General features: G+C 56.1%; 24 protein-coding genes and 1 other RNA gene. 17 read left to right on the forward strand and 8 right to left on the reverse strand.

Features of this window, described 5'->3' with window-relative positions; genetic code table 11:
* Positions 1–6: 6 nt before the first annotated feature.
* The 3 genes from A3709_RS18485 to A3709_RS18495 form a co-directional block, all read right to left on the reverse strand.
* On the reverse strand, positions 7–735 hold the full coding sequence (locus tag A3709_RS18485) for a class I SAM-dependent methyltransferase (RefSeq protein WP_197484289.1): 729 nt from the start codon (positions 733–735) through the stop codon (positions 7–9).
* Between the two features lie 65 nt (positions 736–800).
* Positions 801–1,193, reverse strand: a complete 393-nt coding sequence (locus A3709_RS18490) for a VOC family protein (protein WP_066058015.1) — start codon at positions 1,191–1,193, stop codon at positions 801–803.
* A 162-nt stretch (positions 1,194–1,355) separates the two neighbouring features.
* Positions 1,356–2,303, reverse strand: coding sequence for a PilZ domain-containing protein (locus A3709_RS18495; RefSeq protein ID WP_066058018.1), 948 nt, complete (start codon positions 2,301–2,303; stop codon positions 1,356–1,358).
* A 303-nt stretch (positions 2,304–2,606) separates the two neighbouring features.
* Between A3709_RS18495 and A3709_RS18500 the strand changes: the two genes are divergently transcribed.
* The 5 genes from A3709_RS18500 (at position 2,607) to A3709_RS18520 (ending at position 6,038) form a co-directional block, all read left to right on the forward strand.
* Complete coding sequence (locus tag A3709_RS18500) at positions 2,607–3,041, forward strand: nitroreductase/quinone reductase family protein (protein ID WP_066058021.1); 435 nt, start codon at positions 2,607–2,609, stop codon at positions 3,039–3,041.
* 104 nt (positions 3,042–3,145) lie between these two features.
* The gene (locus A3709_RS24905; protein WP_304438780.1) at positions 3,146–3,580 is read left to right on the forward strand and encodes a c-type cytochrome; all 435 of its coding nucleotides are present in this window, start codon (positions 3,146–3,148) and stop codon (positions 3,578–3,580) included.
* A 17-nt stretch (positions 3,581–3,597) separates the two neighbouring features.
* Positions 3,598–3,828: a hypothetical protein gene (locus A3709_RS18510; protein ID WP_066058027.1), complete on the forward strand. Its 231-nt coding sequence runs from the start codon at positions 3,598–3,600 to the stop codon at positions 3,826–3,828.
* 72 nt (positions 3,829–3,900) lie between these two features.
* A complete protein-coding gene (locus A3709_RS18515; RefSeq protein WP_066058030.1) occupies positions 3,901–4,530 on the forward strand; it encodes a flavin reductase family protein in 630 nt (209 codons plus the stop codon).
* Positions 4,531–4,673: 143 nt separating this feature from the next.
* Entirely contained in the window at positions 4,674–6,038 is a 1,365-nt protein-coding gene (locus tag A3709_RS18520; protein ID WP_066058033.1) for a DsbA family protein, read from the forward strand.
* A gap of 389 nt (positions 6,039–6,427) precedes the next feature.
* On the opposite strand, the gene A3709_RS18525 is transcribed toward A3709_RS18520, so the two are convergent.
* Positions 6,428–7,897, reverse strand: a complete 1,470-nt coding sequence (locus A3709_RS18525; protein ID WP_066058035.1) for an NAD(P)/FAD-dependent oxidoreductase — start codon at positions 7,895–7,897, stop codon at positions 6,428–6,430.
* Between the two features lie 525 nt (positions 7,898–8,422).
* On the opposite strand from A3709_RS18525, the gene A3709_RS24090 reads away from it, so the two are divergent.
* From A3709_RS24090 to A3709_RS18535, 3 genes are all read left to right on the forward strand, one after another.
* Positions 8,423–9,673 (forward strand): alpha/beta hydrolase, encoded by a 1,251-nt coding sequence (locus A3709_RS24090; RefSeq protein WP_197484290.1) that lies wholly within the window; start codon positions 8,423–8,425, stop codon positions 9,671–9,673.
* 285 nt (positions 9,674–9,958) lie between these two features.
* Positions 9,959–10,165 carry an RHS repeat-associated core domain-containing protein gene (locus tag A3709_RS25090; RefSeq protein ID WP_156507850.1) on the forward strand — a complete coding sequence of 69 codons (207 nt, stop codon included), beginning with the start codon at positions 9,959–9,961 and terminating at the stop codon, positions 10,163–10,165.
* A gap of 713 nt (positions 10,166–10,878) precedes the next feature.
* Positions 10,879–11,754, forward strand: a complete 876-nt coding sequence (locus tag A3709_RS18535; RefSeq protein WP_066058038.1) for a hypothetical protein — start codon at positions 10,879–10,881, stop codon at positions 11,752–11,754.
* Between the two features lie 1,021 nt (positions 11,755–12,775).
* Here the strand turns inward: A3709_RS18535 and ssrA are convergent.
* Positions 12,776–13,167, reverse strand: a transfer-messenger RNA (tmRNA) gene (ssrA, locus tag A3709_RS18545).
* Between the two features lie 254 nt (positions 13,168–13,421).
* Between ssrA and A3709_RS18550 the strand changes: the two genes are divergently transcribed.
* Together A3709_RS18550 and A3709_RS18555 are read left to right on the forward strand one after the other, a co-directional pair.
* The gene (locus A3709_RS18550; protein ID WP_066058043.1) at positions 13,422–13,901 is read left to right on the forward strand and encodes a helix-turn-helix domain-containing protein; all 480 of its coding nucleotides are present in this window, start codon (positions 13,422–13,424) and stop codon (positions 13,899–13,901) included.
* 93 nt (positions 13,902–13,994) lie between these two features.
* Complete coding sequence (locus tag A3709_RS18555; protein ID WP_231871244.1) at positions 13,995–14,927, forward strand: sulfite exporter TauE/SafE family protein; 933 nt, start codon at positions 13,995–13,997, stop codon at positions 14,925–14,927.
* A 339-nt stretch (positions 14,928–15,266) separates the two neighbouring features.
* On the opposite strand, the gene smpB is transcribed toward A3709_RS18555, so the two are convergent.
* On the reverse strand, positions 15,267–15,749 hold the full coding sequence (smpB, locus tag A3709_RS18560) for an SsrA-binding protein SmpB (RefSeq protein WP_066058622.1): 483 nt from the start codon (positions 15,747–15,749) through the stop codon (positions 15,267–15,269).
* Positions 15,750–15,856: 107 nt separating this feature from the next.
* Between smpB and A3709_RS18565 the strand changes: the two genes are divergently transcribed.
* Genes A3709_RS18565 through A3709_RS18575 form a run of 3 tightly spaced genes read left to right on the forward strand, consistent with a single transcriptional unit; the run spans position 15,857 to position 17,961 of the window.
* Entirely contained in the window at positions 15,857–17,206 is a 1,350-nt protein-coding gene (locus tag A3709_RS18565) for a sodium-dependent transporter (RefSeq protein ID WP_066058046.1), read from the forward strand.
* A gap of 19 nt (positions 17,207–17,225) precedes the next feature.
* Positions 17,226–17,657: a type II toxin-antitoxin system RatA family toxin gene (locus A3709_RS18570; protein ID WP_066058048.1), complete on the forward strand. Its 432-nt coding sequence runs from the start codon at positions 17,226–17,228 to the stop codon at positions 17,655–17,657.
* A 4-nt stretch (positions 17,658–17,661) separates the two neighbouring features.
* Complete coding sequence (locus tag A3709_RS18575) at positions 17,662–17,961, forward strand: RnfH family protein (RefSeq protein ID WP_066058051.1); 300 nt, start codon at positions 17,662–17,664, stop codon at positions 17,959–17,961.
* Positions 17,962–17,992: 31 nt separating this feature from the next.
* Here the strand turns inward: A3709_RS18575 and A3709_RS18580 are convergent, their stop codons facing one another.
* The gene (locus tag A3709_RS18580) at positions 17,993–18,328 is read right to left on the reverse strand and encodes an outer membrane protein assembly factor BamE (protein WP_066058054.1); all 336 of its coding nucleotides are present in this window, start codon (positions 18,326–18,328) and stop codon (positions 17,993–17,995) included.
* A gap of 74 nt (positions 18,329–18,402) precedes the next feature.
* Between A3709_RS18580 and fur the strand changes: the two genes are divergently transcribed.
* A complete protein-coding gene (gene fur, locus A3709_RS18585; protein ID WP_066058057.1) occupies positions 18,403–18,813 on the forward strand; it encodes a ferric iron uptake transcriptional regulator in 411 nt (136 codons plus the stop codon).
* Between the two features lie 61 nt (positions 18,814–18,874).
* Here the strand turns inward: fur and recN are convergent, their stop codons facing one another.
* Positions 18,875–20,527 (reverse strand): DNA repair protein RecN, encoded by a 1,653-nt coding sequence (gene recN, locus A3709_RS18590; RefSeq protein ID WP_066058060.1) that lies wholly within the window; start codon positions 20,525–20,527, stop codon positions 18,875–18,877.
* Positions 20,528–20,671: 144 nt separating this feature from the next.
* Between recN and hrcA the strand changes: the two genes are divergently transcribed.
* From hrcA to dnaK, 3 genes are all read left to right on the forward strand, one after another.
* Positions 20,672–21,703, forward strand: a complete 1,032-nt coding sequence (gene hrcA / locus A3709_RS18595; protein WP_066058063.1) for a heat-inducible transcriptional repressor HrcA — start codon at positions 20,672–20,674, stop codon at positions 21,701–21,703.
* A 185-nt stretch (positions 21,704–21,888) separates the two neighbouring features.
* Entirely contained in the window at positions 21,889–22,470 is a 582-nt protein-coding gene (grpE, locus tag A3709_RS18600; RefSeq protein WP_066058066.1) for a nucleotide exchange factor GrpE, read from the forward strand.
* 205 nt (positions 22,471–22,675) lie between these two features.
* Positions 22,676–24,604, forward strand: coding sequence for a molecular chaperone DnaK (gene dnaK / locus A3709_RS18605; protein WP_066058069.1), 1,929 nt, complete (start codon positions 22,676–22,678; stop codon positions 24,602–24,604).
* Positions 24,605–24,608: the final 4 nt, after the last annotated feature.

The raw sequence follows: 24,608 nt of genomic DNA on the forward strand, positions 1-24,608 counted from the left end.
AAGCGACTACCGCGTGAATACCATGATGTGTTGCTTGGGTAGCACGTCGAGCACCGTCTCAAGTGTCAGGCCTACAGCGGCCATCTCGCGCACTACCTGCTTTTTTGTCATGGTGTGCAGACGCTTGATACCAATGCTCGGGTCTTCACCCCGATATTCGACCAATACCACGCGGCCCCGCTCAGACAGCGATGCCACCACCGCCTCCATGACCTCCCGGGGGCAAGAAAACTCGTGGTAAGCATCTACCAGCAGGACCAGGTCAACGCTGTAGCCTGCCAGCGCCGGGTCGCATTCGGTGGCCTGCACCGGAACCACGTTGGTAGCCCCTGTGTAATCGATTCGTTGTTGCAGGATTTGTAGCATTTCGGGCTGGATATCCACGGCCAGGACCTGACCCTGTGGAACTTTCTCTGCCAGAGGAAACGCGAAGAAACCCGTGCCTGCGCCCAGGTCGACGATGGTGTCATCCGTTTGGGGCTGGATACTGCTGATCAGCAAGTCAGTGCGTTCCTCGCGCTCGCGCTGAGGGCGCTCCAACCAACCCGCGCCGAGGTGACCCATGACATGTGAGATTTCACGGCCCATATAAACCTTGCCGATACCATCTCTGTTAGGCCGCACTTGTTCGTAGTGGCCAGGGTTGCTCTCACTCGCTATGCAGCCGAACACCGTAAGCAGCATTACCAGGGTAATGGCCAGGCTGGCTGGGCGAGTTGGCTTTGCGGCTTTCATCTACTCGTGCTCTAACTACCGGGCGACTCGGGGCGCGCAGGCCCCGGGGTGCCGCGAAGGTGATGTTATCCTGGGCGGTGGAAGCCACAGATTTTATGGCCGTCCGGATCGAGGAAATAGCACAGGTAAACGTCGCCCATGTCTCCGGTGCGTNCGCCGGGCGGTTCTTCGATACTCTGACCGCCGTTGGCAATGGCCACGTCGTGAAACTCCTTGATCTGCTCCGGTGAATCGCAGGTAAATCCGATGGTGGAGCCGTTGGCCACACTGGGCGGCTCCTCGTTAATGGGTTGTGTCAGGCAGAACGTAGAGCCGCTGTGCAAGTAGAAAAGTCGCAGTTGCCCGGTGGCGTTCGTGTGCTCTATCGGCGCGCCAGCCCCCAGAACGCCTAGTACGGCATTGTAAAACGTTCGCGAGGCCTCTATGTCGTCAGTGCCAATCATTACGTGGTTGATCATATTCCTGCTCCCAGGTCGATTTATTGTCGTTTACGCAAGGTAGGCAGTACCCTGCGTGGATCTTGAACGGTATACGGGGGAGGCGTGGAAGTCGATTAACCTGCGATGATAGCAATGCGATAGCGACGAAATTGATCCGCCGCTGTTACCGGAAGTACAGAACTAGCGGTTACCCCCGATCTGACTGATCAGCGCACTGGTCAGTTCTGCCAGCTCTTCAGGCGGGTGTTCGAACTTGAGGCCCGCGTGATAGAGCTCCGTTTTACCCATGCTGATGGTTTCCTGGCGGACCACACGAGCGCGCAGCTTCAGGCTGTGCTTGTCGTCGAACGTGCTGATTACCGCCTGTAAGGATTGACCAATTTCCAGGGGTTCCGGCACGGTAACTCCCAGCCCCCCGGCGGAAATATCCTCCAGTGAAGCTTTGAGTTCGTCGCCTTCAAACTGCAGGTCGAGGCGCTGGTGCAGGCGCGCGTGCTCGCGCTGACCGTCACTGTCACCGGACTGGGCCAGCCGCAGCAGGACAGCTTCCAGTTCGTCCTGGTCGCGTGTCGCCATACTGGTAAAGCGCACCGCCAGGCCTTCACCGGCACCTTCATCCAGCTTCCAGCTGCGCAAGTACTTCGCATCGATGGTAATGGGGGTGCCATGGATGCCCGGAATAATGACCTTGAGCGTGTCGCTGCTGACCATTTTGACCTTGTCCACCTTGATTGCCGCGCCGCCCCAGGAAATGTCCTGCAGGCGAGCAGCCGTCGGTGTTTCGTCACCGGGCCAGAGTAGTTTGATGGGCGCCGAGACGGCAATGCGCATGTGACGGCGCCGTTCCTCGGGTTTGGCGGCGACCTCGTCTGCCTGCTCTGGTTGTGGCTCGGCGGCCAGGGTACGCACCAGTTCCAGGGCCTCTTCGACGACATTGCGGCTGCCGACAATCAGTTCCAGCTTGTTTGGATCAGCGCTGCCGGGACGGAGCATTTCCGCTGAATCGCGGAATGAAGTGAACTCGCCATTGGAGCGTTGCTGCACCACGTTCAGTGCCAGTAGACGTATACAGGCGGTGAGTTCGTCCTGGGAAGCCTGGCCCAACAGTGAGTCTTGGCGTGGTTTCATATGTGTGTCCCTGCAACGGTGTCACCCCTGCGAGCGGATGGAGCATTTTTGTTCATTATTCAGGCAATGGTAGAGGGGGCAGGGCACAGATAAAACCCACAGATCCGGAAAGTGAGGAATGGGTCACTTTTAGGGTGCGCTTTTCTCGACTTTTCCCGGATTGATGGTTGATAACTACTTGATTGCGGCGGTTTNGGGAAGAGTGCCGGTTTTCAACGCTTTAACGAGTCCCCGTGTAAGCGATCGAGTCCGGGCGAGGCGTTTGCGCGTATAGTGTTGTGATAGCCACGGGGTCTGAATCCATTGAAAGCCGTCTCTCCCAAGCTCGAGCAGCAATTCTTTCGCCAACTTAATGCGGTGGTAGAGCCGGCGGTGCGGAGGGGCATTGGCTCCCCACGCTTGCTGCCGGCAGGGTTGATTCTGCTGGAGTCCACCGGTTTTATCAGTGGTGAACTCCGCTCCACCCCGTTGTTGAGCTTTCGAGCGGGTAGATACCGCATAGTCAGTACGGTGCGTGGGCAGCGCTCTTTCTGGGTCAAGAATCTGCTGAAGCAGCCGGATGTGAGCTATTTTTTGGCGGGCCGCAGGCGCAATGCCACAGCTGTAGTACTGCGCGACGGCGAGTCTTCGGTAGATGTAGCTACACTGCCATTTTTTCTCCGGCGCCTGATAGCATGGCTTAGCATCTTTGCCCGCAATGGGTTGGCGATAGTGATTCTCACTCCCGTTGACGGTTGAGTTAGAGCCCGCTTTTTGACCAACATTGCCTTGGTCTCGAGGCATCTACCTTCCTCTTCTTCCCCGTAGCTTTAGGTAACCAAGTTGTCTGAGGCGTTTGTGTCGTGTTGAGAAAAAACCTGCATCTTTGGATGTTTGCCCTGTTTTCGCTGGGTTTGCCCTTGTGGGCCATGGAAAGCAATCAGTTTAACCAAGGCCGAGTGCACGGTTGTACCGGTGAATGCTATGAGGCCTGGAAGGATGAGACGGGCGGTGTGGTCATGCTCGCGGCGGCACAGGCCGAGGCCCGGGCGAGCGCGTCCCCCGAGGAGCTGGGCAAAGCAGCCTATGCAGGTTGTGTGGCCTGTCATGGTCAGCAGGGCGAGGGGGGAATCGGCCCGGCTCTCGCCGGACAGACAGCGGAAGAGATATATGCCAAGTTGGTCCAATACAAAAATGGCGAGACGCGGGGCAATCAGAGCTCTCTGATGTGGGCCCAGTCGTCCATGTTGAGCGACGAGGACATGCAACATATAGCGGCTTTTGTCGAGTCGCTTTAGCAGTTGAGGTGAGAATCATGTTTTTTAATAGTTCCAATAAGCATGCCGATAACAGCCTGCGCGGCAAGTCACTACAGCGTGCGCTGGGTAAGGAAATCCCCAAAACTCTGACGCCCTATGAATGGGAGCAGTGGTATGAGGAAAACGGCGTACCTGAGGCGCACAGCAACGGCGCAAAAGTGGAGGAGTCCAAACGCCGATTCTCGGGAGCATCCCGGTGTGTCTGGCGGCTCGACAGCGAGGCCTGAAACGGCAGCTGTAACCCGCATTTAATTTGGTCCGTGTTACTGTCCTCGCCGTAAGTACTCGGAGGAGGGCAGATGAAAATAAACGCAGATAACATTGCCGCTATGGCAAGCCGCGAGCGCGCAGCGTTTGTAAACAGCTTGTCGGGATTTAAGGCCGCCAACCTGGTGGGCACTGCCGACTCGCAGGGCCAGACCAATCTCGCCATTATGAGCTCCGCAGTGCACCTGGGCTCCCACCCACCGCTGCTGGCGCTGGTGATTCGCCCCGGCGGCGATGAGCGACATACGCTCAAAAATATTCTAGAAACGCAGTGCTATTCTATTAACCACGTCAACGCAGAGATTGTCGAAGCGGCACACCAATGCGCGGCTAGGTATCCCGCAGAGGTTTCAGAGTTTGATGCGACAGGGCTGACCCCGCTCTGGGAGCCGGGGTTTGAGGCGCCAATGGTCGCTGAGGCGCAGGTGAGCATGGTGTTGCGCCTTCGCGAGCATATGCCGCTGGCGATTAACAGCACCCACTTGGTGATTGGCGAAGTCGTGTTTGTTGCGTTGCCAGATGCTGCCTGTCGGGACGATGGAACGCTGGACCTTGTTGCCGCCGGTACGGTTGCCCTGAGCGGCCTTGATGCCTATCACCGCGTGGATGCACCGAAACGCATGGCCTATGCGAAGCCCGACCTGCCGCCTCGGCGTCTCTGAGAGCTTCAATCCTCCGCTTCAATAAATTTGCAGTATTTATGCCTAAAGCGCTAGAGTGCTCAGAACGCTAGGCCGCGCCGTCACTGCATCGATGAGCACGGCTCTGGAACGGTACTGACGTATTGCAGCAGGTGTTGTCGAGAATGCTTGAGCCAGAGAATAATCCCAATCCCGCGTATATCGTAGACCCGCCTCGATTGCTGCGCTTTGTTATGGCCAGGGCATTGGGCCGGGTTGCCAATACGGAGCAGATCGCAAAGAAGCGCGTCAAAGCTGAGAAGGCTCGTCAGGCAGCAGGTAGCGCACATGTGGTGGAGTACTTTCACCAGGTAGACGATCCGTACTCCTACCTGATGGCACAAGTACTGGAGCGGTTCGTGCAGCGTTACGACATTGAAATTGTGCCGCACCTGATCCGCGCCACCGGTGGGCGTAACCAGCCCGAGGAAGAAAAACTAGCAGTGTGGGCGCGGCGCGATTGTGGGCTGATAGCGCCGCACTACGGCCTGAGCTTTCCAGAGACCGCAGGTGTGCGACCCGAGCCCGCCCATCACGCAACCGTCAATGGCGCTCTCGCGGCACTAGGCCCGGATGAGTTTGTGGCACAGGTACAAAACCTGACAGCCAGCGCCTGGTCTGATGCGCCAATCGATGGTGCGCAAGCAACTGCATCCGAGACAGAGACACAAGCGGCCATAATGGCAGGATCTGCCCGTCTGGCGGAGCTGGGTCACTATTCAGGTGCCATGCTGTATTACGGTGGTGAGTGGTACTGGGGTGTGGATCGTTTGTTTCATCTTGAGCAACGGCTGCGTGACCTCGATGCCTGCAAGTCGCCAGATGAGCCATATATCGTGCCACGGCCGGAGATCGATGTGAGTGATGTCGATGCAAGTGGTTTGGACCTGCACTTCTTCCCGTCGCTCAATAGCCCTTATACCTCGATTATTTATGACAGCACGGTAGCGCTTGCCCAGGCCTGCAATGTCAATTTTCATCTCAAGCCGGTGCTGCCCATGATTATGCGCGGTGTAGCGGCGACTACCACCAAGGGCACCTACATTTTCTTTGATACCAAGCGCGAGGGTGACTTTTTCGGCGTGCCCTTCGGCAAGCATGTGACACCGATTGGTGAGCCCACGCGGCAAGCCTATTCGCTATTCCCGTGGGCGAGGTCCCAGAGCAAGGACACGGAGCTGCTAAGCATCCTGCTGCGCTATGCCTGGTCTGAGGGCAGGGGCCTGCACAAGCAGAAGTACCTGAAAATGGCGGTTGAGGAAGTGGGCCTGGATTGGACTGACGCTCGTCAGCACCTGGGCACCGCGGACTGGCAGCCTTATATCGAGCAACATCAGGATGAAATGGTGGAGGGCATGGGCCTGTGGGGTGTGCCGTCCTATCGTCTGTGCGGTCCCGACGGTGAGCCCGACCTGGAGGTCTGGGGTCAGGATCGATTGTGGCTGGTGGCCGCGGAGATTCGTCGGCGAGTGGCGCTTAGCGGCGCCTAGGTCGGTGCGTCAAACCTTCCCGTGAGTGTGGCGAGATCCGATTCCGTTCTTACAGCGGAATGAAAGCTTTCAAATTCTTGAAAATGATCACATTTTGTTCAGGGGGCGCTGGGAGCTCATTGCCGCGCAGCCCATCCCTGCAATGGGCATGTGGGGTATCGGCACACTAATGTTGCTTATAGTCGCGGCTATACGTCGCAACGCACGTGGCTGACCCGCGTGTGCCTGCGCTTTTTCGTTTCGGGGAAAAGCGCGGGCCGCTGGCTTCACTTTGATCCTCTTGGATGAGAAGGCTGCTTGCAACGGGCTGGGAGGACTAGCCTGCCTGGGGTACTCAACACAGAGGCTTAGTCCAATTTCGCCCCTTTTCAGAGCTGTTGACTCCGATGCTAATGGAACTCTAGTTCGTTGTACTTGTTGCGGCTCAGCTTCAAGCCGACGAAGTCTTTTGTGTATCTGTCGCTGTTTTTCCAGGGCTCTCGGTCACCGTTCTTGGGCATGAGATCGCGTCCGCGCAGCACGTAGCCAGCATTGAAATCCAGTAGCGGTGCCTCATCCATGGCCTCTTTTGGCACTGGAATCACATACTGATGGCCGCCGCGCTCCATCTTTTTAAACAGCTCGCAGACATAATTGGCGGTGAGATCGGTTTTCAATGTCCATGAGGAGTTTGTGTAACCCACGCTCATCGCAAAATTGGGCACGCCGGAAAGCATCATGCCCCGGTAGACAAAGTGCTCCGTCAATTCAACTTCTTCGCCATCGATGTAGTAGGCAACACCGCCACCGAACTTCAGTTGCAGACCGGTGGCCAGAATTACGATGTCGGCGTCCAGTTGTCTGCCAGATTTCAGTGCGATACCCGAATGATTAAAGTTTTCGACATGATCAGTCACGACTTCTGCCTTGCCCTCGCGGATAGCGGCGAACATGTCCCCGTCGGGCACCGCGCAGAGGCGTTGGTCCCAGGGTTTGTAGCTGGGTGTAAAGTGGGTTTTGACGTCGTACTCCGGGCCCAATTCTTCGCGAACCTGATCGAGCAGGAACTTTCGTAAAGCGGCGGGTTTGCGCCTCGACAAGCGGNAGATGTATTGTTGGAACAGTACTTTTTTCCAGCGTATCAGCCGATATACCCAACTGTCGGGTAGATACTTGCCCAAGGGTTCTAGCCAGGGATCCTCGGCGGGCACCGTGGCGATATAGGTGGGTGACCGTTGCAGCATGACCAGGTTTGCCGTGTCATTCGCCATGTTTGGTACCAGTGTCACAGCCGTAGCCCCGCTGCCGACAATCACCACACGTTTACCTTTGTAATCGAGCGTTTCGGGCCAGAACTGCGGGTGGACAATGTCGCCATTGAAGTCATCTATGCCAGTGAATTCAGGGGTGTACCCCTGATCGTAGTCGTAGTAGCCCGTGCAGCTGAGAATAAATCTGCAGCGCATGGTCAGCGTTTCCTGGCTTGCTGGGTGTGATTCGGATGCTCGTGTCACAGTCACGGTCCACAGCTTGTCTTGTGACGACCAGTGCGCGGCCACGACCTTGTGGTTATAGCGGATATGCTGGTTGAGTCCGTATTCGTCGGCGGTTTCTCGAATGTAGTTGAGAATCCTGTCGCCGTCGGCGATAGCGGATCCATTTGTCCAGGGCTTGAACCCGTAGCTGTACGTATACATATCACTGTCTGAACGGATGCCCGGGTAGCGGAACAAGTCCCAGGTGCCGCCGCTGGCCGGGCGAGACTCCAGGATGGCCAGGCTAAGACCCGGCAGGTCACGACGAAACCGGCAGGCGCTGCCGATACCGGAGAGGCCTGCACCGATCACAAGTATGTCGATGAACTCGGAATTGTCAGTCATGGCTTTGCTTCAGAAAATATTGGAGTAGTAAGATTATAAGTGTGACGAGAGTTGCAAGATAGATAATAACAGGACTCGAGACTTTTTCATTGCGTCGGTTTGTGCGGATAAGCGGGCTGATGCTCTCACATGTGCTTGGGTCAGATGATGGTGGGGCTTGGCACTTTTCTTGTGGTAGAAAAAGGCCATCGTTTTGTCTATTCGGGGAATAGATGTCCGATAATTCTCGATCACGCCTGATGCACACCTGTCAATATTGGTCAATTCGTGGGTAGAGTCGGCTCAAGCACTATACCGATGTCAACGGACACTTTCGGAAAAACGGACATATAAGTCGTAACTCCTCGCTTGGACAATAGAGCCAATTCAGAGTACTCGACGCTGTCAGCCTGCTTATCGGTTAAATCACCCGCTTATCCCTGCGGGGGGCTCAGTCATTCTTAGTAGTTGTCCGTTTATGCGTGGGGACTCAATAGGCTTTAAGGGTTTTTGATCACAAATTCTCTGGCTCTGAGCCGATATGACATGTTGTTTAATGGGATGCTGGCATACACCTCGTCCCTCCTGCGACCTGATGTGCTCGATGCTGTGGTTACCTGGGGCAAACCATGCGAGACAACACGTGCACTTGAATCTAAACTACCCAATGAAATCATTGAAGGACCTGACTTGAGCTTTATGAATGTAAACGGGAAAACAGTCGCATTGGTTATTTGGCTCGTCATATTGAGTCAAGGATGTTCATCGTCAGGCAGTGGTGGTGATAACCAAGGTAATGAACCCCCTGTCGTTGACAGCGGCGGGAATACAGACGTTGAGTTACCTATCATTACGGTAGAACCTAATTACGAGGTATTGCTTGACGAAAACGTCACTTACGCTGAGGGACTCAGCTACGATGCTGCAGGTACCTCACCCTTTGCAAAAGCGCAGTTACTGGACGTCTACTACCCAGATAATGACTCTGTGGGTCGGCCCCTGTTTATGTTCCTGCATGGTGGGGGATTTACCGGCGGCACGAAAACCAAGCCAGAAATCGTAGAGATGGCGAATTATTTTGCTTCACGGGGCTGGGTTTTTGTTTCTGTAGATTACAGAACAACAGAGGAACTCGGGTCCGTACAAGGTATGTCCCGCGAGGACGTCTTATCGTTTTACAAGGGGATCGCTCCGCAAGAATGGATTGAGTTTGCCCTGCAAGGAGCAGAAACTCTAAAACAGTTTCAACAAGCCATTGCCCTTTATGCCGCCCAAAGGGATGCAAAAGCTGCACTTCGCTGGATTATAGCCAACTCGGATACTTACAGCATAAGCTCAGATTTTGTCACCGTAGGCGGAGCCTCAGCAGGAGCAGTAACCGCCATTGCGCTAGGTATTTCGAACCTGGAGGACTTTAGAGACGAAATCCTAATTAGCGATGACCCTACACTGTCCACCACCAATTTAACAGAGACCTATATCGTCAGAAGTCTGGTTTACTTCTGGGGATCTAATGCCAAGTTGGAAGTTTTCGAGTCGGTATATGGATTAAATCGCTACGATGGTAGTGACCCTGAGTTGTTTATGGCCCACGGCACCCAAGATATGAACCCCTCTACACCTTTTTCTGAAGCCATTGAGTTGCAGGATATATATGATCCCCTGGGTGTTTATAACAAACTTGTGCCTTTAGAAGGAGCAGGTCATGGTGCGTGGGGTGCGAAAGTGGAGGGTAAAGGTTTGTCCGAATTGGTTTTTGACTTTTTAGTTGAAAGGCAAGCTTTGACGATTGAATAAATCACGCCAAAAATTCGAAAACAAACAAGCTATACAGACCTGATCATATCCACCCCGATTTGCGACCGGATAGAAGAACTAAGAAACCAAGGCATGATCGGCTGGTCGCAGCGAGCCAAAGGGCACACACGGGGTGCCCTATGTCATTCGATGATCAAGGACAGGATCAAACACTATTGTCGATCCCGGAAAAAGATGTCTCAATCCCTGAATTGGCCGTAGATCACGAGCAATTTCAGCCCCTCGGCTGGATGGACAGGCTTTGCCTGGGACTGGCTCGCTCACATGAACGGGTGGATTTATGACCCACACCGCGGCAGGTTCCTGCAGGCGCATTCATTCATTGAGGGCGCCCCGTCATCTCAAGGTTTAAATCGATATAGACACTTCCATAATAACCCATTGAACGGGACCGACCCTACTGGTCACTTCAAAGAATGGACTGGAACGATCGCTGCCATAGTTGCGGCGGTATACTGCGGGTGCATTTAGCGCTAGCATTTTAGCTTTGGTAGTAGCAGATGTGCCGCTACCTCTGCTCAAGTCCTCCAGCACACCATGCGGATTATTCCGGCACGGTTGTTCAGGTTATCCCAGCATAGCGTGCGAATGGGGCAGTGAGCACAATCCGCACACCAGTAGATGGTTGCCTTGCTACAGCCGGTAATATGTGACCCCCTCTAAGAAACAGTAGCATTGGTGACGCAGTTCACCGCCTGACCAGATTGATCGGTCGGCCGGTGAGCACGGCTTGGGAGTAAAGAGCTCCCGCAAACGGCAAGTCAGACTGCATTGCAAAGTGGATTTTCTCACTCTGCCGAGAGACGCCTTGGTCTTTGGTCCAACGCGTATCCGCGGTTGCACAGATCAGTGGCTTATCGTGCTAGTGCAAGTCGGTGTTGCCACCAAAGATGGAACACTCTTTGCTTACTTCATACATGGCAGACTTTCTAAAGACGAAACGTGCATCGACACTGACAATTGTTACATTCACGGCCGCCCACGCGTATCGGACGGCATACCTAGATGACTATGCCGATACCTTTTCAGTATCAGCATCAGCATAGTCGCAGAAATCGAGCTGATATGGATGCATGATGCGCGGTCGTACAAATTTGGAGTGAGTAAAAATCTACTCAGCCCAGGTTGGCACAGAGTTTGCTGGAAGGTCCTTCCCAATCGCAGAATTGCTGTCGGAGTGGGTCATGCGTCAATCGAAAACATGTAAGTTAGTATTCATAGTGGCTCTCTTCGCCGCGCTGCAGATACATCATACGCTCGCCGTTGACTCGTTCGCTGAGGGCTATGTCGATACGCGGGATAGAGCCGTTGATAATGTGTTTGCTATTACTGGCAACAAAGCAAAGCAGGTGCTTTTAATAGGTCTTGGTCCCACTCTGTCTGACTCCGGAAGTGAAAGCACTCTAGATGATCCGCGCATACAACTGTTTAGAATTGATGGAGATGGCACCGAGACAGTCATTGCTGGGAATGACAATTGGATCGAGCATTCAACGGCAGATGCAGTCGCTCGCGCAGTGGAGGATCTTAACCTTGACCGTTTAGACGAGTTGGAGGCTGGAATAGTCAAGACACTTCAGCCCGGTTCGTACAGACTTCGGGTTTTCGGCGTGCCCGCTGGAAAAGCTGAGGGGTTTGCTTCAGTTGGGCTGGTGCTCTGGAGCGGTGATCTGGGTGGGATTGAGCAGCCGGGTCAGATTCGTAGTGGAGTATGGTCAGGTGTCGAGTCAAACTACGAGGTGTGTTTCAATGTCAATGCCAGCGGTACAGCCCTGACGGCTCGAGGCAGCGAATGCCCAGATCGCGACGCTATGGATATCGATTTCGATCGCGGTATGACAGGTGCTTGCGACGATGGACACTTTAGCTGGGATAAGGCAGAGATACCGATAAACGGGAATCACTTCACTAAGTCCTTCAATGTTCCGTATTTCGGTTATGGCCCTAGAGTCTCGCTGAAGGCAGAGGGAACATTTAAAAACGGGGTGCTGACAGGCACCTTTACAAAGAAAATTAACGGTCGCACGTGCTCGGGTACGTTTGTCGCTTTACCTAACTGAGTTGGCTCGTCGCGCCTGGTTCTAGAATCACTCAAAGGTGTTGTCTTGACAGTCCAATAGCCGCGGAGGACTTGCTTTTCAAGTGTCTTCTTAGGTGAGTTACAAAAGCATGAAAGCTGCCTATTCAAAAAGGAATGTCATCTTCTAAACCACCCTGCAGCGCCGGCGGGGACGTATCTTAAGGCGGTGGCGTGCCCTCGCCATGCGGCTGGCTTGCCTTACAGCCTTGCGAGTTGAAGATGAATCGCCTGATCTTGAGGGCGAGGCCGAGGTACAATCACGTTTAAGATTTACCAGATCTAGACCTGTCTGAGGACGATGATTTCTATTGGCGACTTCCAAAATCATCAATTTGAAGTAGTCCGAAGGGAGTTGTCAGTGCTTGACCGTTTCTATCGGAATGGTCAACTGTCGATTCCGGCACAAGATTTCCGAAAATTCTACCAAAAGATGTCCTAATCCCTGAATTGGTCGTAGACCACAGGTACATCAGCCCCCGGACTGGAGGAATTCCTGCTGAGATTTCATCACCATTTAGGTGGGAGCTCTTTACTGAGGTACCTCATGTAGCGATATCGCTTATTATGCTGCTTGTGTCGGAACTCCACCTCACGCCTGGCGGCTTCACGCTCCATCATCCGACGAAACGGTGCCCGGGTGACTGCGTGATACAACTCATCAAGCGCGAACTTCTCGATGAGTGGACGAAGGAAAAGGCCAAGGAATATAAGAATGCCATAGTAGGCCGCAACTTTCAGTCGATAGTCGACCGCAAGAAATGAAACTGGCATGCCTCCAATCAACAGGCCCTTTTAAAAGGCTGTAGCCCAGAATGGGTACTCAAAATTATTGCCACTCATTTTGCTCTGCCTATTAGATGATCATGTGTTCAGTATATGCGTTTTCTTTTGCTCGGGCCTTGAACTTCAGAAGGAACTGGCTCCACGATTCCACCACAAGGTGTCCAAAGTTGACGCCTTGTGGTGATTTCATCACAACCGTTCGGTTAACCTTTTTTGTTTGGTGGAGGTGGCGGGAGTTGAACCCGCGTCCGCCAGACCGCTGCCTTCGGCTCTACATGCTTAGATTCCGTTTATTAAGTTAACCGCACACAGCCCAACGGGCAGGACGTGATTGGCGAGCTCTGTATTTGTTTAACAGCAAAGCCCAGAACGTACTTCGCTGCGGTCCAGTTCTGTATGACAGTCAGTAAACGCGGCACTGGCACCTTGTTTATGACCGCTAGAGCCGAAGCTACTAGATGGTGTCTTTTGACTGCTTACGCAGCCAGCTGAGCACCGTAGTTGTCGTCGTTGGCAACTATAAAGTTACAGCTTTGGGTTTACGTGATTGGCTGCCATCACGGCATGCACCAGAAGGTTTTGTATCCGTCGTCGAATCCAAATCACCCCCGTGGACGGGGCATTATACGCGCTTTGGTCGCCGTTGGGGTGGAATTTTGTCTTGAGTATCTTCCTGCGGACGATTGGGTTAGAGTCGGATCGTGGCAGTGGCAGGGCGACACCGGGGTGACAAGCTATTTTCTATCGCATTGATTTATATGGAATTTCAGGTTGGTGTCAGGTGTCTGTCGTGGTGTCTGGGCGGTTTCGTCAGCAGGATGAGCGCCACCTCGAAATCAACCCGATAGCAATGGGGAGTAACAGATGATAGTACGCAAGCTAAGACTTCAGCGCGGCTGGTCGCAGGATCAACTCGCGGAGTTTACCGGCTTGAGTGTGCGCACAATCCAGCGGATTGAGCGCGGCCAGCGGCCCAGCCTGGAATCCAGTAAGGCGCTGGCATCTGTGTTCGAGGTGGATATTTCTACTTTCATACCTGAGGACACCGCCATGGAAAAAACCGTTGAAACTCCCCCCGAGCGCGCTGAGATCAAAGACGATGAACGCGCCGCGCTCACCTACGCCAAGAATGTGAAGGATTTCTACCAGGGCATCTTCGTGCTCGTGGTGCTTGGCATTGTCTTTGTCGCCAAGTTGGGCCCTGAACCCAAGTTGCTGTTGTTCTTTGGAGTCATGACGCTCGTCATGGGTTTGCAGGCACTGTTTACGTTCGAGATTATTCGACTGCCTTTCCAGAATATGGAGAAGCGCATTGCCGAAAAGAAACTCGGACGTAAGCTTTAGAGCTTTAACGACCGAGTAAGAGCTGCGCGCATAGAATCCTGATGCTGTCGGCTCATCGCCTTCAGCCATTCCGGTAGCACAAGCAGGTATGCTGTGGATGCTGATGGCAATGTTGCTGCTGACGGGCGCTCGTCGACTGAAGTAAGTCTCAGCACTGGCACCTTTGATCGCCGGCAGTGTAAGCTGCCGGCTTTGTTGTTTCTGGAGGTCCCGATGGAAGGCCTGATACCGCTGATACTGACGATGCTGGCCACAGGCGCAGTCGCCGGATTGATTGCCGGCCTGCTGGGCGTGGGTGGCGGCATAGTGATTGTCCCGGTGTTGGACACAGCGCTGGCGCTGCGGGGCGTTGATCCTGCTATCCGCATGCATATTGCCGTGGGTACTTCCCTGGCGACCATCATCTTTACGTCGATTTCTTCTTCTCGTGCTCACCACGCCAAGGGCGCGGTGGATGTCTCGCTGGTGCAGTTCTGGGGGCCGTTTATTTTCGTGGGCTCACTGCTGGGTTCGGTGTTGGCGGCGCAGGTGCAAAGCATTGTGCTGGCAGGCATCTTTGGTGTGGTCGCGCTCATTATTGCGATTCACATGATGATGCCATTGGAAAACTTTCGCCCCTGGAAGGATGTGCCCCGTGGCCCACTGTCGATCACAGTGCCGACAATGATCGGTGGCTTGTCTTCGATGATGGGTATTGGTGGCGGCACCTTCAGTGTTGCCGCGCTGACCATGATGAGTCAGCCGATTCACCGCGCCGTGGGTACCGCGGCGTTCTTTGGATTGCTGATCGCCATTCCCGGCACCATCGGGTTCATCATTAACGGCTGGGGCGATCCCCGGCTGCCGGCCATGAATGTTGGTTATGTCAATCTGATTGGTGTGGCGGCGATTTCACCGATGACGGTGCTCATGGCGCCGCTTGGCGCAAAGCTAGCCCACAAAATGACCCAGCGGCAGCTCAGCCTGCTGTTTGGGATATTCCTGTTGCTGGTGTCGATAAGAATGCTGTTACGCGCCTTCGCCTGAGGGAACGCGCTGCTTTAGAGGGAAAATTCCAACAGAAAACCGCAATCGAGTGCAGGGGAGCAGTCGACTGCGGTTATTGGGTGACCTTTGACGGGGGATAACCAAAGCCCGCAAGCTAATGTCAGGGCCCTCCGCCAGGTGCTCTCCTCCATGGGAGAGTATTGCGGTAATCACCGTATACCTGTGTGGGTTTCCCCTGTCTGCTCCAGGGACGGAGATAGCTCGGGGGCCCACGCTATTAACTATGGTATCGGTGCGGCTATTCGGCAAGCCAATTTATAGACCGAGTTTGTCTAAGAGCCTGCCCGGTAAATAGTGATTGTGATGCGGCGAAGGCCGTTACTGCTTGACGTTGTCGCGAATGATGCGTTGCTTGGTGCGGTTCCAGTCTTTTTCTTTCTGGGTGTCGCGCTTGTCGTGAGCTTTTTTACCCACCGCCAGGGCGATCTTGGCTTTCACCAGGTGATTTTTCCAGTAGAGCGATGTGCACACGCAGGTTTGGCCCTTGGCGGTGGTGGCCGCGAGGATTTTTGCCAGCTCTTTCTTGTTCAGCAACAGCTTGCGCGTGCGAGTGGGTTCGGTCACAAAGTGCGTCGAGGCCGAATTAAGCGGCGTGATATGCGCATTCAGCAGAAAGGCTTCACCGTTTTGCATGAATACGTAGGAATCTGCGAGGTCCGCTTTGCCTGCACGCAGGCTCTTCACTTCCCAGCCAGACAGAGACACGCCGGCTTCAAAGGTTTCCAGCAGGGTGTAGTCGAAGCTCGCCCGTTTGTTCTGGGCGATCACGTTCGCAGGTGTCTTGTGTTTCTTCTTTGCCATGGCGCGCATTATACGGACGCGGGAAAGTTCATAAACGGTAATCTTTCCCTTTTCACCCGGCAGGGGGTGGGGCAATCTAAGCTCATGATAATGCTAAGGAAGTTTAGGTGACTGCAGCGCTCTGGCAGAGCTCGCCTGGCTGGCGTACCCGCACGACATTCGTATTGGCACTGGCAGCGGCCACGATTGGCCTGGGCAGCCTGTGGCGTTTTGCCTGGTTAATGGGCAGTTTTGGCGGCGGCGCTTTCATGCTGACGTATGTGGTGTCGCTGTTGCTCCTGAGTGCGCCACTGATGGTGGCTGAAGTCGTGATCGGTAGCCACGGCAGGTCGGGGCCGCCGCTGGCGCTGCGCTGGGTGGCAGACCGGTCGTTGATTTCGCGCTATTGGATGGTGCTGGGCGTACTGGCTGCCATCACTGGCCTGATGGTGCTGGCCTGCCTCACGGTAGTGGCCGGCTGGGCGCTTGCCTATATCCCGCTGATGCAGGGCAGTACCTTCTCTGCTGCCAGTGCCCCGATGGTGGCCGAGGCATTCACCGAGTTACTGGCAGACCCGCAGCGCCAGTGGTTCTGGCAAACCCTGTTTGTGGTGGTGCTGCTGATTGTGAGCGCCCAGGGTGTCAGGCGCGGCCTGGGCGTATTTGTGTGGCTGGCTATTCCCCTGATGATTACGCTGCTGGGGGTGCTGGTGCGCTTTAATCTGGACAACGGCAACCTGGAACAGGCCGGCGACTATCTATTCAGCCTGAAGGCGGTGGACTTTACGCGCGAGGCGGTGCTGGCCGCTATCAGTCACGCGCTGCTGACGTTCGGGCTCGGTGTGGGCGTGGGAATGGCTTACGGTGCCTATGCGCCACGGCGCATCCCGGTGGCGCGTTCAGTGCTGGCGGTAGCCGCGTTTAATGTTGCGATTGCATTGTTGGCGGCACTGGCGATTTACCCGTTGATGCTGGCAACCAACCTGGTGCCCAATAGCGGGCCGGGACTGCTGTTTATCAGTGCTCCTTACGCCTTCGGTAATATCCCTCACGGTGATGGATTCGGCGTGGCGTTCTTTCTGCTGACGGTGGTGACCGCCCTGGGGGCCGGCCTTGCCCTGCTGGAGCCCGCCATTGCGAGCGTGCGCCAGGTGTTGCGCGGCCAGCGCTGGGCCGCCGTGTTGGTGTGTGCGGCAATTGTTTGGCTGCTGGCGGCGGCGATTGCCTGGTCGCTGGCGGGGGAGGGGTGGTTTGCCAATCACAACCTGCTGCAGGTTTTTGATGAACTGGCCGCGGGTGTTCTTATTCCTCTGGTATGTTTGATGGTGGCCCTACTGGTGGGCTGGCGGCTGCATCCTGCGGTGTTACGCGAACAGCTGGGGCGTGAATCCGCGCTGATGTTCTCGCTCTGGCGGGGTCTGCTGCGCTATATTGCGCCGCTGGCGATTATCGTTGTTGCCCTCGCCAGGCTGATTTGAATAAAACTGTTGTAAGACCATGACCCATATCCAGCGCAGTGCGCTGCTGCCCTACAAGCCCAAGCAGATGTTTGACCTGGTGAATGATATCGAGGCCTATCCGCGCTATATGGATGGCTGTGTCGGCGCCGAAGTGTTGCGCCGTGAGGAAGACATCATTGAAGCTCGGCTGGACTTGTCCAAGGCGGGGATAAAGCAAAGCTTCAGCACGCGCAATCGGGTGGTGGATGCAAGGCATATTGCGCTGGAACTGGTCGATGGGCCGTTCCAGCAATTTGCTGGCAGCTGGGAGTTTCTACCCCTGGGTGATGAGGCGTGCAAAGTAAGCCTGGAACTGCGTTTCAAGGTGAATAGCGCGGTACTGGGGGCGGCGGCAGCCAAACTGTTTGATTCAGTGACAACCAATCTGGTGAGCGCGGTAGAGAAGCGCGCCAAAGAACTTTACGGGTGATTTGATGAGCGAAACCATTCACGTTGAAGTGGCCTATGCCCTGGCGGGAAAGCAGGCGATTATGGCCCTGGATGTCACCGAGGGTACCACAGCATTGCAAGCCGCCCAGCAATCAGGCATTACCGAAAAGTTCGCGGATATTGACCTCGACAATGCCAAGCTGGGGATATTTGCCAAGGTCGTGGCACCGACCCAAGTATTGCGTGAGGGCGATCGGGTGGAGATCTATCGGCCTTTGATCGCCGATCCTAAAGAAGTGCGCAAGGCACGAGCGGCGCGCGCCAAGGAACGCCGCAGCAAGTAACGCTAGCAGATTTTGCTTTTAGAGCCGGCGTTTATGCGCCGGCGCGATCTTCAGCGGCATCGCCGCTGACTTCCACCAGTACGTCGTTTTCAAAGATAACGGTCAGGCGGTTCTCGGAGAGAATGTCCAGGCCATTGCTCTTGCGGTAGGCGTAGTCCCAGCGATCTTTGTTGAAGGGGTCTTCCACCAGTGGCGTGCCCAGAATGAAGCGCACCTGGCGTTTGCTCATGCCTGGCTCCAGCTGCTCTACCATGTCCGGTGTGACGATGTTGCCCTGTTCCACGTCGATGCGGTAAACACCCGGAAAGCCCACGGCGCTGCAGGCGCTGAGACAGGTGAGGGCGAATACAATAAAAGCAATGCGCATGGGGTAGAACTTCCACTTCGTTAACTGGGGTGGCATCATACCGCTACTGAATCCCAACGAGAAGCCCTGAAGATATGGCCGAAGAAAACCAGGAACTGCGCAAAGCGGGCCTGAAGGTGACCCTCCCCCGCGTCAAGATCCTGCAGATCCTTGAAAGCGAAGCCGGCCCGCACCATATGAGTGCTGAAGACGTATATCGCGCGTTGCTGGACGCTGGCGAAGACGTGGGCCTGGCGACGGTATACCGGGTGCTGACGCAGTTTGAAACTGCCGGCTTGGTGACGCGCCACAATTTTGAAACCGGACATTCGGTGTTTGAGCTCGCCAAAGGCGAACACCACGATCACATGGTGAATGTGGAGTCCGGTGAAGTGATTGAATTCCACGACGAGATTATTGAGCAGCGTCAACGGGAGATAGCCGAGCAGCACGGTTTCGAGCTGGCGGACCACTCGCTGGTGCTTTACGTTCGCAAGAAATCCTAGTTTTCGGGCGGTCGCCCGATATCCCTGAAGTTACGCGATTGGAATGTGCTTGATGACAGAATCAGGCGCTTTCCAGCATCTCGCGTGCGTGTGCCAGCGTCTGTTCAGTGATCTTGACGCCGCCGAGCATGCGGGCGATTTCTTCGACTTTCTCATCCTGGCCAAGTGTGCTCAGGCGGGTTTCCACGGAATCCTTGTTTGATTGCTTGCTCACCTGCAGGTGCTGTTGGCCCTGGGCTGCAACCTGAGGCAGGTGGGTGACGCACAGGACCTGGGCGGTGCCAGCCAGGTCGCGCAGCAACTTGCCAACCACCTCGGCCACGGCACCGCCAATGCCGACATCCACTTCGTCAAAGACCATGCTCGGTACGGTACCTGCGCTGGCGGTGACAACCTGAATGGCCAGGCTGATCCGTGAGAGCTCACCGCCGGAAGCGATCTTGCCCAGCCCCTGCGGCGCTGTCCCTGGGTTGGTGCTGATCAGAAACTCAATGTCTTCAACGCCATGGGGGTGGGGGGCGCTGTTGTCACGGGGTGTCAGGGCAATTTCCAGTGTGCACTGCGCCATGGCCAGCGTGGCGAGTACCTCCTGAGCGGCTTTGACGAGCTTTTTGGCTGCCCGGGAGCGGCTGCTGCTGAGTTTCTTGGCCTGCCCGGCATAGGCTCGCTCGAGGCTGGCCATCTCGCCCTGCAGCTCCTTGATGCGCTCTTCGCTGCCGGCGAGTGAATCCAGTTCCTCGCGCAGGCGTTGATGGACCTCGGCGACCTGCTCAGGCATTACGCGGTGCTTGCGCGCCACATCGTAAATGGTCTCCAACCGGCGCTGGACGATGTCGAGGCGCTCGGGGTCGATTTCCACGGCGTCGAGATGGCGCTGGATCTCGCTGCGGGCCTCGGCGATTTGGATGGCGGCGCTGTCGAGCAGTTCCCGGGCAGAGTCGGCGGCGTCGCCGGCATGGGCGTCGTCGCTGAGCAGCTGCAGGGCCCGGCGAGTGCCATTTTCCTGTTGGTCACACAAATCCAGGGCAGAATGGGCCGAGGACAGAATCTGCTCGGCGTTGGCCAATAATTTCTGTTCCTGCTCAAGCTCTTGCAGTTCGGTTTCGCCCAGTGCCAGTTGATCGAGCTCATCCACCTGGTAGGCGAGCAGTTGCGCGCGGGAGGCGTGCTCATCGGCCGAGCCGGTCAACAGTTCAAGCTCACGCTGGGCGCGCAGCCAGTTTGACGCGCTTTGCTCGACGTCAGCGGCGAGTTTCTGGTGCCCGGCATAGGCGTCGAGCAATGCGCGCTGGACGGGTTTGCGCAGCAGCGACTGGTGCGCGTGCTGGCTGTGAATATCGATGAGCAGGGCGCCCAGTTCCGCGCAGTCCTGCAGTGTGGAGGGTGAACCGTTGATATAGGCGCGGCTTCGACCTTCTGCGGTAATGACCCGGCGCAGCAGGCATTCATCGCCGCCCTCCAGGTCGCGGCTGTCCAGCCAGGCGCTGGCCGCGGGCAGCGCGCTGATATCGAAGGTGGCGGCAATTTCCGCCCGCTTGGCGCCGTGGCGCACGGCCTTGGGGTCGGCCCGGTCGCCCAGACACAGGCCCAACGCATCCAGGGTGATGGATTTGCCGGCGCCAGTCTCGCCGGTGATCACGGTCATGCCCGCGGCGAATTCCATCTCCAGTTCCGAGACAATCGTGTAGTTGCTTATGCTGATATGGCTGAGCATGCGGTTCCCCAATGGTTTCGGCATTTATACCCCAGAAGCCTGCGTGCATAAACATCCATGCTGCGTGCCTGTCGCCTGGACGCACAGGTTTTGTAAATTGACTGGGCTGTGATACAACCTGTGATCAGGGACGACAGGAACCACATGAGTATTGAAGTCATATCAGATCGCGCTAGTGTACTGCTCAAAACACTGGTAGAGCGGCACATTCGCGATGGCCAGCCGGTGGGCTCGCGCACATTAATGGAAGAATCCGGCCTGCCTGTCAGTGCCGCGACAATCCGCAATGTCATGTCCGACCTGGAAGATCGTGGTTTTCTGGTATCACCCCATACCTCAGCCGGGCGCATTCCTACGGCGGCGGGTTACCGGTTGTTTGTTGACAGCCTGCTGCAGGTCCAGCCCCTCACCGCCGACGCTGTTTCGGCTCTGCGCACCGAGCTTAATCCCGACAAGACCTCGTCGGAACTGGTCCAGAGCGCCTCGAATATACTGGCCAATATTACCGCCCAGGCCGGGCTGGTGACGGTGCCCAAGCAAGAGGCTAACCAGCTGCGTCAGGTGGAATTTCTGCCTCTGTCTGGCAACCGTGTGCTGGTGATACTGGTGGTGAACGAGCGCGAGGTGCAGAACCGGATCATCCACACTGAACGGCCATTTTCTGAGGAACAGCTGCGTGAGGCGGCCGCCATGGTGAATCAACGCTTCGCGGGACAGGCCCTGAATCGGGTGCAGGATGGTCTGTTGCGGGAAATGCATGACGCCCGCGCCCAGATTGATGCCTATCTGCGCGACTCCCTGGATCTGGCCAGCAAAGCGCTGGGTCAGGAAGACAACGAGGAGTACGTGGTTGCGGGCGAGAGCAAGCTGATCGGCAATGCCACGGCCGAAGAAGTGGTCAAACTGCGCGAGTTGTTTGATGCCTTCGAGCAGAAAAAAGATCTGCTGCACCTGCTGGACCGTTGTTCCAGCGCCGAGGGTGTGCAGGTGTTCATTGGCGAAGAGGCAGGCTACGAGGTCTTTGGCGATTATTCCGTAGTGACCGCCCCCTATAGCGATGGGGTGCAAACTCTGGGTGTGCTGGGTGTGATCGGCCCCACCCGGATGGCCTATGAGCGGGTGATTCCCATTGTGGATGTCACTGCCAAAATGTTGAGCCAGGCACTGGCCAAATAAGCCGCATTCGGGCCCCCGGCGGGCCCTGTTTCCGACAGCCGTCAATTCTCCTCCAGGCCAGGTCCTGTCTGGCCTGGGCCGGGCTCGAACCGGGCCGAAAAATCTCATTTTTTTCCCTTGAACCTCCCCAATCCGTCCCCATATCCGTGACATCCCCTGAATTGATGCCATAACGGAGTACAAGCGTGGCCGAGCAAGACTCAAAACAGCCAGAAAACGAGATCCAGGAAGAACAGTCCACGGGCGTGGAAGTTGAACTTGAAACCGCCGAAGAAGTGGCTGCCGCTGAAGCAGCAGAAGCAGAGGCTTCGCCGGACGATGAAGTCGCCCAGCTGCAGGAAGAACTGGTTGCTGCCAAAGACGCCGCCCTGCGTGCCCAGGCCGAGGCCCAGAACGCCAAGCGCCGCGCCGATCAGGACGTGGAAAAGGCTCGCAAATTTGCCCTTGAACGCTTTGCCGGTGAGTTGCTGCCCGTCGCCGACAACCTGGAACGCGCCCTCGAGGCCGCCTCTGGCGATGACGAGGCCATCAAGCCGATTGCCGAAGGCGTTGAGCTGACCCTCAAGAGCCTGCTGGACGTCCTCGGCAAGCAGAATATCGAAGTGGTAGAGCCCAATGGCGAGCCCTTCGACCCCAATCTGCACCAGGCCATGAGCATGATCGAGAACCCCGAGGTAGAGCCCAACACCGTAATCGCGGTAATGCAGAAAGGCTACACCCTGAACGGCCGTCTCATCCGCCCCGCCATGGTAATGGTCAGCAAATAAACCATTGGGTCAGGTCTCAAATTTCTCAGACAACCCCGGGGTCAGACCCCGATGTCTGAGAAAAATAAGACCTGACCCCGGGGTTGTCTGAGAAAACAGAGACCTGACCCCGAAAAGGGGTTGAATCTGGCCAAGACGACCCCAGATAGAGAACAACGCAATTGATTAGGCGTCTCGGACGCCACCCAAACTGGAGAGATTTACAATGGGCAAGATTATCGGAATCGACCTGGGTACCACTAACTCGTGTGTATCCGTACTGGACGGCGACGCACCTCGCGTGATTGAGAACGCGGAAGGCGATCGCACTACCCCTTCTATCGTGGGTTACACCGACGACGGTGAGATCCTGGTTGGCCAGAGCGCCAAGCGTCAGGCGGTGACTAACCCCACCAACACCCTGTTCGCGGTTAAGCGTCTGATCGGCCGTAAGTTCAAGGACGATGTGGTTCAGAAAGACATCAGCATGGTCCCTTACAAGATCATTGAAGCTGACAACGGCGACGCCTGGGTTCAGGCCAAGGACGACAAGATGGCGCCTCCGCAGGTGTCTGCTGAAGTTCTGCGCAAGATGAAAAAGACTGCCGAGGAATTCCTGGGCGAGCCCGTAACCGAGGCTGTCATCACCGTACCTGCCTACTTCAACGACTCCCAGCGTCAGGCGACCAAGGACGCCGGTAAGATCGCTGGTCTGGAAGTCAAGCGCATCATCAACGAGCCGACTGCGGCTGCGCTGGCCTACGGCATGGACAAGGCCAAGGGCGACCACACTGTGGCGGTTTACGACCTCGGTGGCGGTACTTTCGATATCTCCATCATCGAGATCGCAGAAGTCGACGGCGAGCACCAGTTTGAAGTGCTGTCTACCAACGGTGACACCTTCCTCGGTGGTGAAGACTTTGACCTGCGCCTGATCGAATACCTGGCGGACGAGTTCAAGAAAGAGCAGGGCATTGACCTGCACAACGATCCGCTGGCTCTGCAGCGCCTGAAGGAAGCTGCTGAAAAAGCCAAGATCGAGCTGTCATCCAGCCAGCAGACTGAAGTGAATCTGCCGTACATCACTGCAGACGCAACCGGTCCCAAGCACCTGGTGGTTAAGCTGAGCCGCGCCAAGCTGGAAAGCCTGGTGGAAGACCTGGTCAAGCGCTCCATGGAGCCCGTGAAGACGGCCCTGCAGGACGCGGGTCTGTCTCCCTCCGAGATCGACGACGTGATCCTGGTCGGTGGCCAGACCCGCATGCCGATGGTTCAGAGCGTGGTCGCGGACTTCTTCGGCAAAGAGCCGCGCAAGGACGTTAACCCCGACGAAGCGGTTGCCATGGGTGCCTCTATTCAGGGTGCGGTACTGTCCGGCGACGTGAAAGACGTACTGCTGCTGGACGTAACTCCGCTGACCCTGGGCATCGAGACCATGGGTGGCGTGGCTACTCCGCTGATTGAGAAGAACACTACGATTCCGACCAAGAAGTCGCAGATCTTCTCTACCGCTGACGACAACCAGACTGCCGTGACCATTCATGTAGTCCAGGGCGAGCGCAAGCAGGCGACTGGCAACAAGTCACTGGGTCGTTTCGACCTGGCCGACATCCCGCCGGCACCACGCGGCATGCCCCAGATTGAAGTGACCTTCGACCTGGACGCCAACGGTATCTTGCACGTGTCTGCCCAGGACAAGGCAACCGGCAAGGAACAGTCCATCCGCATCACTGCCTCCGGCGGTCTGAGCGATGAAGACATCGAGCAAATGGTTGCTGACGCTGAAGCTAATGCTGAAGCCGATGCCAAGTTCGAGGAGCTGATCACCGCGCGCAATACTTGTGACGGCCTGATCCACGCTGCCAAGAAGACCATCGAGGAAGCTGGCGAGCACGCTACTGATGAGGAGAAAGCTGCGATTGAAGCTGCGATCACCGAAGCAGAAGAAGCCGTTAAGGGCGACGACAAAGCCGCCATTGATGCCGCTGCCGAGAAGCTGACTGAAGCTACTGGCCCTGTTGCGCAGAAGATGTACGCTGCCCAGGCAGAGCAGGCACAGGCAGCTGGCGCCGGCGCCGAAGGTGCTCAGGCAGAGCCTGCCGGTGAAGACGTCATGGACGCCGAGTTTGAGGAAGTTAAGGACGACAACAAGTAAGTCC

Source organism: Halioglobus sp. HI00S01 (assembly GCF_001635445.1).
In the GTDB taxonomy this organism is placed as follows: Bacteria; Pseudomonadota; Gammaproteobacteria; order Pseudomonadales; family Halieaceae; genus Halioglobus; species Halioglobus japonicus.

Bases quoted from the DNA above. Each gene is read 5' to 3' on its own strand.
- A3709_RS24090 (WP_197484290.1), top strand. From the start codon at position 8,423: ATGTTGTTTAATGGGATGCTGGCATACACCTCGTCCCTCCTGCGACCT.
- A3709_RS18485 (WP_197484289.1), bottom strand. From the start codon at position 735: ATGAAAGCCGCAAAGCCAACTCGCCCAGCCAGCCTGGCCATTACCCTG.
- fur (WP_066058057.1), top strand. From the start codon at position 18,403: ATGGCCGAAGAAAACCAGGAACTGCGCAAAGCGGGCCTGAAGGTGACC.
- A3709_RS18570 (WP_066058048.1), top strand. From the start codon at position 17,226: ATGACCCATATCCAGCGCAGTGCGCTGCTGCCCTACAAGCCCAAGCAG.
- A3709_RS18520 (WP_066058033.1), top strand. From the start codon at position 4,674: ATGCTTGAGCCAGAGAATAATCCCAATCCCGCGTATATCGTAGACCCG.
- A3709_RS18580 (WP_066058054.1), bottom strand. From the start codon at position 18,328: ATGCGCATTGCTTTTATTGTATTCGCCCTCACCTGTCTCAGCGCCTGC.
- A3709_RS18495 (WP_066058018.1), bottom strand. From the start codon at position 2,303: ATGAAACCACGCCAAGACTCACTGTTGGGCCAGGCTTCCCAGGACGAA.
- A3709_RS25090 (WP_156507850.1), top strand. From the start codon at position 9,959: ATGAACGGGTGGATTTATGACCCACACCGCGGCAGGTTCCTGCAGGCG.
- A3709_RS18515 (WP_066058030.1), top strand. From the start codon at position 3,901: ATGAAAATAAACGCAGATAACATTGCCGCTATGGCAAGCCGCGAGCGC.
- smpB (WP_066058622.1), bottom strand. From the start codon at position 15,749: ATGGCAAAGAAGAAACACAAGACACCTGCGAACGTGATCGCCCAGAAC.
- dnaK (WP_066058069.1), top strand. From the start codon at position 22,676: ATGGGCAAGATTATCGGAATCGACCTGGGTACCACTAACTCGTGTGTA.
- A3709_RS18510 (WP_066058027.1), top strand. From the start codon at position 3,598: ATGTTTTTTAATAGTTCCAATAAGCATGCCGATAACAGCCTGCGCGGC.
- recN (WP_066058060.1), bottom strand. From the start codon at position 20,527: ATGCTCAGCCATATCAGCATAAGCAACTACACGATTGTCTCGGAACTG.
- A3709_RS18535 (WP_066058038.1), top strand. From the start codon at position 10,879: ATGCGTCAATCGAAAACATGTAAGTTAGTATTCATAGTGGCTCTCTTC.
- A3709_RS18550 (WP_066058043.1), top strand. From the start codon at position 13,422: ATGATAGTACGCAAGCTAAGACTTCAGCGCGGCTGGTCGCAGGATCAA.
- A3709_RS18575 (WP_066058051.1), top strand. From the start codon at position 17,662: ATGAGCGAAACCATTCACGTTGAAGTGGCCTATGCCCTGGCGGGAAAG.
- hrcA (WP_066058063.1), top strand. From the start codon at position 20,672: ATGAGTATTGAAGTCATATCAGATCGCGCTAGTGTACTGCTCAAAACA.